The organism is Halomonas sp. WWR20 (genome assembly GCF_054602495.1).
In genome coordinates this window covers 218,182-230,233 of record NZ_JBTRHR010000002.1, presented here as the reverse complement: position 1 = coordinate 230,233, position 12,052 = coordinate 218,182, and the positions used below count along the sequence as shown (strand labels likewise).

The 12,052-nt window shown below is 65.3% G+C and carries 11 protein-coding genes; 5 read left to right on the top strand and 6 right to left on the bottom strand.

Annotated elements, in window-relative coordinates:
• Positions 1-204: 204 nt before the first annotated feature.
• The 3 genes from ACW4DH_RS04380 to ACW4DH_RS04370 are packed head-to-tail and all read left to right on the top strand — an operon-like array spanning position 205 to position 2,707.
• A complete protein-coding gene (locus ACW4DH_RS04380; RefSeq protein WP_459635143.1) occupies positions 205-1,680 on the top strand; it encodes a protein adenylyltransferase SelO in 1,476 nt (491 codons plus the stop codon).
• 44 nt (positions 1,681-1,724) lie between these two features.
• Positions 1,725-2,201: a hypothetical protein gene (locus ACW4DH_RS04375; RefSeq protein ID WP_459635142.1), complete on the top strand. Its 477-nt coding sequence runs from the start codon at positions 1,725-1,727 to the stop codon at positions 2,199-2,201.
• Positions 2,198-2,707, top strand: coding sequence for a sterol desaturase family protein (locus ACW4DH_RS04370; RefSeq protein WP_459635141.1), 510 nt, complete (start codon positions 2,198-2,200; stop codon positions 2,705-2,707). The genes ACW4DH_RS04375 and ACW4DH_RS04370 overlap by 4 nt, the downstream gene beginning before the upstream one ends.
• On the opposite strand, the gene crtB is transcribed toward ACW4DH_RS04370, so the two are convergent.
• The 5 genes from crtB to fni are packed head-to-tail and all read right to left on the bottom strand — an operon-like array spanning position 2,704 to position 8,677.
• Positions 2,704-3,645 carry a 15-cis-phytoene synthase CrtB gene (gene crtB, locus ACW4DH_RS04365; RefSeq protein WP_459635140.1) on the bottom strand — a complete coding sequence of 314 codons (942 nt, stop codon included), beginning with the start codon at positions 3,643-3,645 and terminating at the stop codon, positions 2,704-2,706. The genes ACW4DH_RS04370 and crtB overlap by 4 nt on opposite strands.
• Positions 3,642-5,135 carry a phytoene desaturase gene (locus ACW4DH_RS04360; protein WP_459635139.1) on the bottom strand — a complete coding sequence of 498 codons (1,494 nt, stop codon included), beginning with the start codon at positions 5,133-5,135 and terminating at the stop codon, positions 3,642-3,644. The genes crtB and ACW4DH_RS04360 overlap by 4 nt, the downstream gene beginning before the upstream one ends.
• Complete coding sequence (gene crtY, locus ACW4DH_RS04355) at positions 5,132-6,322, bottom strand: lycopene beta-cyclase CrtY (RefSeq protein ID WP_459635138.1); 1,191 nt, start codon at positions 6,320-6,322, stop codon at positions 5,132-5,134. The genes ACW4DH_RS04360 and crtY overlap by 4 nt, the downstream gene beginning before the upstream one ends.
• The gene (locus tag ACW4DH_RS04350) at positions 6,319-7,623 is read right to left on the bottom strand and encodes a glycosyltransferase (protein ID WP_459635137.1); all 1,305 of its coding nucleotides are present in this window, start codon (positions 7,621-7,623) and stop codon (positions 6,319-6,321) included. The genes crtY and ACW4DH_RS04350 overlap by 4 nt, the downstream gene beginning before the upstream one ends.
• Positions 7,616-8,677, bottom strand: a complete 1,062-nt coding sequence (gene fni, locus ACW4DH_RS04345; protein ID WP_459635136.1) for a type 2 isopentenyl-diphosphate Delta-isomerase — start codon at positions 8,675-8,677, stop codon at positions 7,616-7,618. Before fni ends, ACW4DH_RS04350 begins: the two co-directional genes overlap by 8 nt.
• Before the next feature lie 139 nt (positions 8,678-8,816).
• Here fni and ACW4DH_RS04340 point away from each other — a divergent pair, with 139 nt between their 5' ends.
• Positions 8,817-9,710 (top strand): polyprenyl synthetase family protein, encoded by an 894-nt coding sequence (locus tag ACW4DH_RS04340; protein ID WP_459635135.1) that lies wholly within the window; start codon positions 8,817-8,819, stop codon positions 9,708-9,710.
• Between the two features lie 284 nt (positions 9,711-9,994).
• Here the strand turns inward: ACW4DH_RS04340 and ACW4DH_RS04335 are convergent, their stop codons facing one another.
• On the bottom strand, positions 9,995-10,849 hold the full coding sequence (locus ACW4DH_RS04335) for a LysR family transcriptional regulator (protein ID WP_459635134.1): 855 nt from the start codon (positions 10,847-10,849) through the stop codon (positions 9,995-9,997).
• Between the two features lie 74 nt (positions 10,850-10,923).
• Between ACW4DH_RS04335 and ACW4DH_RS04330 the strand changes: the two genes are divergently transcribed.
• Positions 10,924-11,949: a DMT family transporter gene (locus ACW4DH_RS04330; RefSeq protein WP_459635133.1), complete on the top strand. Its 1,026-nt coding sequence runs from the start codon at positions 10,924-10,926 to the stop codon at positions 11,947-11,949.
• Positions 11,950-12,052: the final 103 nt, after the last annotated feature.

Genomic DNA, 12,052 nt, shown 5'->3' with positions numbered 1-12,052 from the left:
ATGCGGCTAACTACTTGCTCTGAGAGCTGATCATTACCTCGACCTTCTGCCTGAAAGCAGGCGAGCACAGGCACTTTTCGGACAGGTTTTAAGTGTTAAGCCCCCTTCTGAATGGTCCTGGACCGGCATCGATACCCGGCATGGCCTACCCTTGTCGGGACAGGACAGTCATTCGTCATTCGGCCCGATGCCGCTGGAGTCACCATGTTTCCCGATTTTTCCCTGCGCTACGTGACATTGCCGGAGCGCTTCTATGAACGTTTCGATCCCGTGCCGGTGAAGGCGCCCGAGCTGGTAGCCTTCAACCGCCCCCTGGCCGAGGAGCTGGGCTTCGATCTCGACGCTTTCGATGAAGAGCAGGCGGCGGCGTGGTTTGCCGGCAACGCCGTGCCGCCGGGGGCCGAGCCTTTGGCCATGGCCTATGCCGGGCATCAGTTCGGAGGCTTCTCGCCGCGCTTGGGCGATGGCCGCGCGGTGCTACTCGGAGAAGTCACCGACCGCCACGGACGGCTACGCGATATCCACCTCAAGGGGGCGGGGCGCACGCCCTTTTCGCGCGGCGGCGACGGGCGCTCTCCGCTGGGGCCGGTGCTGCGCGAGTACCTGGTCAGCGAGGCGATGCACGCCATGGGCATCCCTACCACCCGGGCCCTGGCTGCCGTCACCACCGGCGAGCGGGTCGCCCGACGCACGCTCGAACCCGGCGGTGTGCTGACCCGCGTGGCTGCCAGCCACATTCGTGTGGGCACGTTCCAGTACTTCGTCGCCCGCAGCGATCTTGAAGCGCTGCGCGTGCTGGCCGACCATGTCATCGAGCGCCACTACTCCGAGCTCGCTACGCTGCCCGAAGACGAGCGCTATCTGGCGCTGCTGGAGGCGGTGATGGCGCGCCAGGCCGCGCTGGTCGCCCAGTGGATGGGGGTGGGCTTCATTCATGGCGTGATGAATACCGACAACACGGCGATCTCCGGCGAGACCATCGACTTCGGTCCCTGTGCCTTCATGGAAGCCTATGATCCGCGCACGGTGTTCAGCTCCATCGACGAGGGCGGACGCTACGCCTACGCCAACCAGCCGCGAATGATCCAGTGGAATCTCGTGCGTCTGGCGGAGACGCTGTTGCCACTGATCGATACCGACCAGGAGCGCGCAGTCGAACGGGCCACGGCGTTGATCGAGGCGTTCCCCGAGCAGTACGAGGCGCAGTGGCTGGCGGTGATGCGTGCCAAGCTGGGCCTTGAGCGCGAAGAGACGGGCGACCGCGAGCTGGTCGATGCACTGCTCGAGGCCATGCACGCCGGGAAAGCCGATTTCACTCTGACCTTTCGCGAGCTGTGTGCCGCCGCCGAGGCACCGCAGGCACAGGCACCGCTACTCGAACTCTTCGAGCGCACCGACGCCATCGAGGCATGGTTAGCACGCTGGCGCGAGCGGCTGACGCAGGAGGAGGCCGATATCGAGATCATCGCCACGCGCATGCGGGCGGTGAATCCGCTGTATATCCCGCGCAACCTGCGGGTCGAGGAAGCCTTGGCCGCCGCCTACGAAGGTGACTTCGCGCCGTTTGAAGCGCTGCGCGAGGTTCTCGCCCGGCCTTATGAAGAGCAGCCTGGCCGCGAGACCTATACCCTGCCGGCGGACCCCAGCGCGGCGGTTTTTCGTACTTTTTGCGGAACCTGAGCGAGCGGCAGCGTCCACCTTTTCAACATAAGAGAGCACGCAACATGATGAAGCGCATTCTGGTGATCGGCCTGGCATGGCTTTTCATGAGCGGCACGGCGCAGGCCATCTCGGTTGGCGAGCGCCTGGAGCCATGGACGCTTGACGACCAGTTCGGTGAAGCCGCGACCCTGGACGGGCAGACGCGCGTGCTCCTGGTGGCCAGCAGCCGTGAGGCGGCCGAGTTGGTGGATAACGCGATCAAGGCGTTTCCCCAAGGCTACCTCGAGGCGCGCGATACCCTGTATGTCGCGGATATCTCACGCATGCCCGGGCTGATAGCCAGGTTCATGGCGATTCCCGCGATGCGCTCGGCGAACTACCGCATCCTGCTCGATCGCGACAGCCAGGTCGCACCGGAGCGCCTGGGGATGAAGGATACCGTGCTCTGGTTGCAACTGGATGACCGGCAGGTGCAGGAGCGCCGGCTCTTCGCCTCGCCCGAGACCCTGCGTGATGCCCTGGAAGCGCTGTCGCCATGAGCCTCGTACTGAACGCGCTGATCGTGCTGCTGACGGTGGCCGGCATGGAGGCGTTCGCCTGGTTCGCGCACAAGTACATCATGCATGGCTGGGGCTGGGCATGGCACCGCTCGCACCATGAACCGCACGCCTCACCCGAGCGCACGGGCTGGTTCGAGAAGAACGATCTGTATGCCGTGGTGTTCGCCGGCGTGGCGATCGCGCTGATCGCGCTGGGCACGGCAGGGAGGTATCCGTTGCAGTGGATCGGCGCCGGGATGACCGCGTATGGTTTTCTCTACTTCCTCGCCCACGACGGGCTGGTGCATCAGCGCTGGCCGTTCCGCTACGTGCCGCGTCGCGGTTATCTCAAGCGCCTCTATCAGGCCCACCGCATGCATCATGCCGTCAGTGGCAAGGAGGGCTGCGTGTCGTTCGGCTTCCTGCTCGCGCCCTCGGTGAGCACTCTCAAGCGCCAATTGCACGAGCTGCATGGCGGGCCCTTGAAGCGTAATGATGAGCGTTAGTTTCCAGGCCTCGTCCACAATCCGGCCGGTCGCGGCTCCGGCGTGCCATTCCGTGAGCGCAACGCCAGCATCGAACCCTGAGTCAGAAGACGCAGCTTATCGGCCCGGGTAGTTGAAACTCGTGAGTCCCACGCTCTGGCGCCTTGTGCCTTCACCTTGATGCCGATTTCCCGATAGACGCCGTGTGCCGTGGCGATGGCCCAGGCCGAGCGTAGCGGCAGTGCACTGAGTCCACCCCTGGCTGACCGGTAGTAGGGCTCCGCCAGGTCGATCAGACGTGCGGCCAGGTCGGCCAGAGCGTCGCGATGGCGCGGCGCGGCAATCTCTTCCGTCGGTATGCCCGCGTCGCGCAGCCACTCGGCAGGCAGGTAGCAGCGCCCAATACCGGCATCCTCGACGATATCGCGGGCGATATTGGTCAATTGGAAGGCCAACCCCAGGTCGCAGGCGAGGTCCAGGGTCGGTTCGTCCCGGGCGCCCATCACCATGGCCATCATCACGCCCACCACGCCGGCAACGCGGTAGCAGTAGGTCAGCGTGTCCTCGAGCGTCTCATAATGGTGTCTGTGCACATCCATGGCGTAACCGTCGAGGTGATCCATGGGATAGCGCTCGGGAATGTCATGCTTGAGAGCGACTTCCTGGAAGGCGGCGAAGGGCGGGCTGTCCATCGCCTCGCCCGCATAGGCGCGGCGGGTCTTTTCGCGCAGCTCGGCCAGTCTGGCCGCGTCGGCACGCTCGCCGTCAATCTGCCCGAAGCCCAGTTCCTGGCCGTCGATCACGTCGTCGCAATGCCGGCACCAGGCGTAAAGCATCACGGCGCTGCGTCGCGTGGCGGGATCGAACAGCCGCGAGGCGGTGGCGAAGCTCTTCGAGCCGGCCTGGATGGTCTGGGTCGCGTGGCGTGCCAGATCGTTCCGGTGGGGCGTATCACTCATGTGTCGAGCCGCTCCAGCATCAGACCGGCCGTGGCCTTGGCCGAGCCGATCACCCCCGGCACACCGGCGCCGGGATGGGTACCGGCACCCACCAGATAGAGGTTGTCTATCTGGGCGTCGCGATTGTGCGGGCGAAACCAGGCGCTCTGGGTGAGGATGGGCTCCAGCGAGAACGCCGAGCCCAGGTGGGCGTTGAGCTCGTCGCGGAAATCCTCGGGCGTGAAATGGCGGCAGCTCACCAGATGTTCGCACAAGCCGGGAATGTAGTGCCGCTCGAGATACTCGAGGATGAGATCGCGGTAGCGCGGCCCCTCGACGGTCCAGTCGATGGGCGCGTTGCCCAGATGCGGCACCGGGGCGAGCACGTAATGCGCGCTGCAGCCGGACGGGGCTAGCGAGGGATCGGTGACGCACGGCGCATGCAGGTAGAGCGAGAAGTCGTCGGCCAGCGTCTCGCGCTTGAATATCTCGTCGATCAGCTCGCGGTAGCGCGGCCCGAAACACACCGTATGGTGCTGCAGATTTTCGGGCGGTGGCGTGTCGAGACCGAAGTAGATCACGAACAGCGACATGCTGAAGCGCTTGCGGCCCAGCGCCTTGGCCTGGTGGACGCCACGCGGATGCTCCTTGAGAAGCTGACCGTAGGTGTGCATCACATCGGCGTTGGAGGCCAGCGCGTCGACTGGAAAGCGGCGGCCGTCCTCGACAATGACGCCGCTGACGCGGTCATCGTTGACCTCGATGCGACTCACCGGAGCATTGAGTTCGAGTTGGCCGCCGAGCTCCTCGAACAGCCGCACCATCCCCTGGACCAGCGCCCCGGTGCCGCCACGCGGGAACCACACGCCCCATTCGCGCTCCAGGGCGTGAATCAGGGTGTAGATCGATGACGTGGCAAACGGATTGCCGCCGACCAGCAGCGAGTGGAAGGAGAACGCCTGACGCAGGTGTTCGTCCTTGATGAAGCGCGACACCATAGCGTAGACGCTCTTCCAGGCCTGTAGCCGCGCCAGTTGCGGCCCGGCGCGTACCATGTCGCGAAAGGTCAGGAACGGCACCGCGCCAAGCTTCAGGTAGCCCTCCTTGAAGACCGCGCGCGAATAGCCCAGAAACTGGCGGTAGCCCTCCACATCGGCAGGGTGGCGCTCGGCGATCTGCCGCTCGAGTTCGGCCTGGTCGTTGACGTAATCGAAGGCAGGGGCATCCTCCCAGCACAGGCGATAGAACGGCGAGACCGGCAGCAGCTCGACGTAATCGGCCATGCGCTTGCCGGCGAGCGTGAAGAGCTCTTCCAGCGCAGACGGGTCGGTGATTACCGTGGGCCCGGCATCGAAAGTGAATCCCTGATCTTCATAGACGTAAGCGCGGCCCCCGGGCTTGTCGCGCTTCTCCAGCAGCGTGGTCCGGTAGCCGCCGGCCTGTAGGCGGATGGCCAGAGCCAGGCCGCCGAAGCCGGCCCCGATCACCACGGCACGCTTGGGTGGGGTCATGGTCGATTCCTTGCCTGTTGTGTGTGGATCTGGTCGGGTGTGGTCAGACGCACGGCCCGGGCCGCCTCGCCCAGCGGCACCGGCGGTTTGCCGATGACGATGCGCAGCTTGTCGGCAGCCGTGAGTCGCCCGGCGTAGAAACGCTCGATCAGCGGCTCGGGCAGTCCGTAGAAGCGCTGCATGACCCGCCAGCGTTGATCGGCTTGCCCGGCCAGGAACAGCATGCGATTGAGCAGCCGAAAGTACCCCTGACGCCGCCACTCCTTGCGGGCCATGTCACGGATGGCCGCGAACAGCGCCGGCGCGCTCAAATCGTCGAGGCGCGCGATGCGCTCGGCCAAGCGAACGGCATGCGGCAGCGAATAGCCGGTGGTGGGATGGAACAGCCCGGCGCGCAGGCCGCTGCGCGGTTGGCCGTTGGCATGGTGCCAGAAGGCGTCGATGTCCCCGGCCAGGGTGATCGGCAGCACGCCCCGTTCTTCGCGAAGGACCTCGCGAATCTGCCAGCCGTGTGACCGGGCATAGGCTTGGATATGCTCGCGCAGCGTCGCCTCGTCAACCTGTGGTCCGCCAACATAGTGCGTATCCTCGATGAGCAGCGTATCGGCCGTGAAAGGCAGCACGTAGACGAAGCGATAGCCGTCGTTCTGGGCGACGCTGGCGTCCATCAGGATGGGTTGCGTCAGGCCATGCGGACTCGCCAGGCGCACCTCTTGGCCGAGAAAGGCCTGATAGCCCAATGCCACGTGCGGGCTGGGCGTCACGCCGCGTCCGTCGATCACTGCCCCGGCGTGCAGAGTTCGGCCATCGGCTAGGCTTACTTGCGTGGGCTGCACTGCGTCGACGGGGGTGCCGGACCACAAATCCTCACCGAGTGCGGCCTCCAGTGCCCGGGCGAAATCCGCCGAGAAGATGCTGGCGTAACCGCCACGCAACTGACGCGAGCGCTGCGGGAAGATCACCCGGTGGCTCGGCCAGCGGCAGCCGACCATCGGTGCCAGCCAGGCGTGCTGGGCAGCGTCGAGATCGCCGTCGTGGAACGACCAGGTGTGGTTGCCGCCGGGGCGGGCGTCGCGTTCGAGCATCAACAGGCGCAGCGAGGGCCGTTCGCGCTTGAGGCGCAAGGCGATCAGGCCGTTGGCCAGGCCGCCGCCCACCAGGATCAGATCGTAGCGAGTGAGCGTCATGCGCAGTGCACCCTGTCAGCCGGAGCGGTGATGCCCAGCGCACGTTCGACGATGTCCGCTGCGGCCGGGGTGCCCCCCACGGCATCGACTTCCGCCCCCAGGCGCGCCAGCGGTGGAGTAAAGCGCTTGTCGTGCAGCAGTTCGTCCAGCTTCGCGCTCAGGATGCGGGAACTGGCGAAGCGCGGTGAGGCGCGTAGCCCGACGCCGGCATGGTCGATGCGCGCTGCGACGCCGGGCTGGTCGAAGGCGATGGGCAGCACGAGCATTGGCGTGCGTGTCATCAGGGCGTCCATCACCGTGTTGAGGCCGCCGTGGGTAATCACCGCATCGGCCTGGGCCAGCGCAGCACGTTGCGGTACGACATCCACGACCCAGGTAGCGCCCTCGCGCTCGAGAGAGCGCGCCTGGGCAGCCTCCAAGCCGCCGCAGTGCGCGAGCAGCAACTGCACGTCGAGGCGCCGACAGGCCCGGGCGATACGCCGGAATAGTGGATAGCGATGCCCTTGCAGCGTGCCCAGCGAGGCGAGCACCAGCGGGCGGTCGTTCGCTACCGGAATGCCCAACGCCTCTGGGCCCATGGCGGGCGAACGTAGCGGCCCGACATGATGAAAGTGCGCGGGCAAGGCCCGGCGCGGCAGCTCGAAGCCGGGCACCGTCTGGCTAAGCTGGGCATACGGCGACAGGCAGTCGTGCAGCCCGTCGCGGGGCGACAGCCCGAAGGCGGCGGCGTGGCCGGCGATGACCCGGCGCAGCGGCGTCATCAGAGCGTCGTAGATGCGCTCGCTATTGGTGTACATCTGCGCAAAGCGCGGCCCTTGGCCATACGCCATGGGCATCACCGCCAGCGGAACGCCGGGCTCACGATTGACCGGCAGGGCGCAGGCCACCGAGGCGTAGGGCAGGCCGGCGGCTTCGGCCATCAAGCCGCCGGCGGCCTCCATCGGGTCGCAAAGCAGGGCGTCTATCCCGAGGGTCTGCAATGCTGCCGGCGCCTCTCGACACAGCATGTCGGTGGTGCGGGCCAGTTCGCGGATCAGTCGGCGCAACCCCAGCGGGCCGCCGGGAGTGGCCGCCAGTTGCAGGAGTCTCTCCAGCGAGCCGGGAGGATGACTGGCATACCCTACTGCATGAAAACCGATGCGTGAATCATCGAGCCAGCGCACCGCATCCGGCTGGTGAAGAAACGTGACGCGATGGCCGCGTTCGATCAACTCTACGGCCAGGGCCTGCAGGGCGCGGTAGTGGCTGGGGAAGGGGGGCGCGATGACACCTATATGTATAGGCCTTGGTTCCCTAACCATGCAGGCTACCTAGGGCCGGATCCTGAAGGTCGAGCAACGGCGCTTGGCGCAGGGCCTGCAGGTTGGCGCTGCCGGTACAGAAGCAGGCGATGCGCAACTGGCGAATCACGATCTCGAAGTGCTCGACGACCGCCTCGCTGGACTGCGTGGCGCTGTGTAGCACGACCGCCGCCTGGCCGACCAGGTCGGCGCCCAGACGGATCGCCTTGGCGGCGTCCACCCCGTCGCGGATACCGCCCGAGGCGATCAGTGGCGTGTCGGGCAGAGCCTGGCGCACCGACTGCAGAGCCAGAGCGGTGGGTATGCCCCAGCCAGCGAAGGCCATGGCCACCTGGCGCGAGGCCGCGTCCGGTGAACGTTCGGCCTCCACCGCGGCCCAGCTGGTGCCGCCGGCCCCCGCCACGTCGATGGCTGCGACGCCGGCCTCGACCAGCGAGCGGGCCACCGAGGCGGAGATGCCCGCGCCGACCTCCTTGACCACCACCGGCACCTCGAGCGTCGCCACCAGATGATGGATGGCATCGAGCACGCCGCGCCAGTCGCGGTCGCCACCGGTCTGCACGGCTTCCTGCAGGGGGTTGAGATGCACGATGAGTGCGTCGGCGCCGATCATCTCGACGGCGCGCTGCGCCCACTCGATGCCCGAGCGCTCAAGCAACTGGGCGGCTCCAAGGTTGCCCAGCAGGGGGACGTTCGGCGCGAGACGGCGCAGATCCCGGGTCAGGCCGTGATCGCTGCCGGACTGTAGCGCCACCCGCTGCGAGCCGATGGCCAGCGCAATGCCGAGCGCTTCGGCGGCCTCGGCCAGATGATGATTGATCATCGCTGCCCGCTCGGCGCCGCCGGTCATCGAGCTGATCAACAGCGGCGCACGCAGGCGCTTGCCGAACAGCTGGGTCGTCAGGTCGATGTCATCCAGATGCAGCTGCGGCAGGGCGCAGTGGACGAACTGGTAGCGCGCCAGACCCGTGTGCCCCGGGGCGAGGGCCCGCCGGTCATCCAGCACGATGTTCAGATGATCGTTCTTGCGGTCTACCAGATCGTTGTCGGCCATGACGGCTCCTGAGCGAAGTCCTTGCGTGTAAGACCTCGTTTATATCGCACATGGAATTTATGCCAAGCTGGGACAAGGATAGTCATTTAAACGATTACGCGTCGCCGCAGTGCAGGGATGCCAACGGGAGCTTCGCTTGATGGCAACATCACCCCCCTTATCCGTCGAAGACGGCTTCGACCTTCATGACTTTGTGGATATTCGCGCGCGAGTCGATACGCGACTCGGTGAATTGCTGCCGAATGCGGAACAGGCCGGCGATCCGGTGACCCTGGCGATGCGCGAGAGCCTGCTGGCGGGAGGCAAGCGCGTCCGGCCGATCCTGCTGATACTGGCGGCCCGCGGCCTGGGACATCGCTCGGCGGCCCCGCTCGAGCTGGGCTGTGCCTTGGAGATGGTCCACACCGCCTCGCTGATTCTCGACGATCTACCTTGCATGGACGACGCCAGCTTGCGCCGCGGGCGGCCCACGGTGCATCGCCGCTTCGGCGAGGACGTGGCGATGCTCGCCGTGGTGGCGCTACTGAGCGAGGCGTTCGGTCTAGTCGCAAGCGTTCCGCAGGTGCCATCGACACTGCGAGCGCAACTGACGGCCAGACTGACCCGGGCCGTCGGCACGCACGGCCTGGTCAAGGGCCAGTATGAGGACCTTCGCGAAGGCCGTCAGCGGCGTTCGGCCAACGCCATCATGACCACCAACACGCTGAAGACCGGTGTGCTGTTCGAGGTGGCGATGGCTATGGCGGTGCTCGTTGCCGAGGCGCGCGAACCGGTGGCCACGTCGCTGCGCCATTTTGCGCTGACGCTGGGGCAAGCCTTCCAGCTATACGACGACCTCACCGACGGCGATGCCGGGCAGGGCAAGGATACCGGCCAGGACGACGGCAAGGTCACGCTGGTGTCTCTGCTCGGCGCAGACGAGGCGCGCCGGCGTCTTGACTTCTACCTGGGTGAGGCGGATCGGCATCTCTTTGACGTGTACGGACCCGACCCCGCGATCAGCCGTTTCATGCATGAGCTTTTTACCCGATAAGGCGTGTCTGACCGTATCGGTAGGGTGAGGAGTTGAGGGTTGATTCGATTGACTAGGGCTGCTTTCGGGCCAAAAGCAGACATTAGATGCCACAACAGATCACCTCCCACGATAATGCGCAGGTCGCAGGCTAATTCAACCTGCTCGAAACGAAGCTTAAACGTTCGCCGCCGTTCCCGTCGCGGTCCCCGGCGGCTTCGATCAGTTGCACCGACGCCTGATAGATGGGGACATGGCCGCGCATCTGTATTTGGGCACTGCGCCTGTAAGCAGCGGCCCCCCGCCTACAACCGAAACGACTGCTGTATCGCGCGCGTCAGCAATCCCACCACCTCATCCCCACGAGATGCAGCGCTGCGCACGAACACGATGTCATGGTCTGGGATGACTGGCATTCCTTGGAGGATCTGCATGCGCTCGGTGACCTTGGCCCGGTCGATCAGGCTGACGGCCAACCCCGCTTCCACGCAGGCTTTGACCGCCTGACTAGAGTGGCTTTCAAGCACGATCCGTGAGTTTCGGCCTGACGCTTTGAGCGATTCAGTCATGGCCTCTCGGTAAGGGCATTGAACAGCGTGCACGGCCAAAGGCAATGGATCATCGAGCGCCACGGCGGTACTTGTCGGACCGACCCAGACCGGCGTGGTCGACATCAACACTTGGGCGTCTGGGCCGACGTCACCTTTGGGCTGGGCCACCACGGCCGTCTGCAATTTGCCGCGCTGTAGCCACTCTCTCAGTGCATAACTCGGCCCCGTCTTGAGCTCCAGCACCACGTTCGGCCAGGCGGCGGTAAACATTGGCAGGATGTCCCGGATGACATGGGTCGCGTATTCGTCAGAGACCCCCAACGTGATGCACCCGGCGAGGTCAGTGCCGTGCAGATCAGCCAACGCCTGATCGTGTGTGCGTAACAGCTCGGCGGTCGAGACCAACAGGCGCTTGCCCAGCACCGTGAGGGAGACTGACTGGTTATCGCGATTCAGCAGCCGACCGCCCGCCACCGCCTCAAGACGCTGAATATGAACGCTCACCGCCGCCGGGCTTTTATGCAGCTGCTCGGCTGCCGCGCTGAATTTCCCCATGCGCACCACGGCATGAAAGGTGCGCAACAGGTCGATGTCGAGAATGGCGGTCATGATTCAATCCTGGTGAACAACTACTGCATATTATTTTGATTTATTATATTACGTCAGTTCCCTAGCCTTTGGGAATGAGCCAACCTCTTCCGATTCGACACGCCAAGCCGATGCGCCGCCACTGGCATCAGACCTTGCCGCTGCCCTTGCTAGAGGCGGGGCTATTGCTGACCTGGAGTTCAGGGTTCGTCGGCGCACGTTTTTCCATCGATTACGCCCCGGCATTACTGGTAGCGCTCTGGCGCAGCGTGGTGGTCTGCCTTCTCCTGCTTCTCTTCGTCTACAGACCGCTGCTGAAGACACCTTTTCTCGTCCTGCTGAGACACGCCGGGATCGGCCTGCTGGCGATGGCTGGGTATCTGACCGGGCTGACGCAAGGCATCACGCTCGGGGTTCCGGTCGGGCTCGCCGCCCTGTGTGCGGACCTGCTGCCGCTGGGCATGGCGCTGCTGGCAGCTGCGTTTCTTGGCGAGCGGTTGGTGCGTCAGGTCTGGCTGGGGTTGATCGTCGGGCTGATCGGCGTGATGTGGGTGACCCATGGCGCGCTGGTGCTGGGCGGCGCGCCGCTGTGGGCCTACGGCTTGCCGGTGGCGGGCATGCTGTCGCTTGCGGTAGCGACGTTGTGGCAGAAACGCGCCAGCACCTCACAATCAATGGGCCTGCTACCCAACCTCTGGCTGCAGTGTTTTGTCTCGAGTTTCGCCTTCGCCGCCATCGAGGGCAGCCAAGGCAGTCTGGCACCGATTCCCACTGCGGGTTTCGCTCTGAGCGTGCTGTGGACGGGCCTGTCGACCCTGATCGGTTACGGGCTGTATTGGATCTGCCTGCGCCGAAGCACCGCGACCCGCGTTGCCAGCGTGCTGTACCTCAGCCCGCCGATCACCTTGCTCTGGGCCTGGGCCATGTTCGATGAACCGCTGTCCTGGCACATGGCGTCCGGGATGGCGATTTCCGCGATCGGCATCTGGCTAGTGGTGCGCGCCGAGGCCCGGCAAGCCGACCCCGCGCCATGCGACTCAGTTTCGACGGTGCCCTCTTCCGGTTCAACCGGCCTTCGAGATGTCGCCCTTCAGGACACCACGATGGTTAAGGATCGCTGACTTCAGCGAGTGATCAGGTGCAGGTTCATGTCGATGCCCGCCGATCCGCCGGCTGTCAATGAGTATGCAATGATGTCTTTACTTCCGTCCCGGTTATCTATAC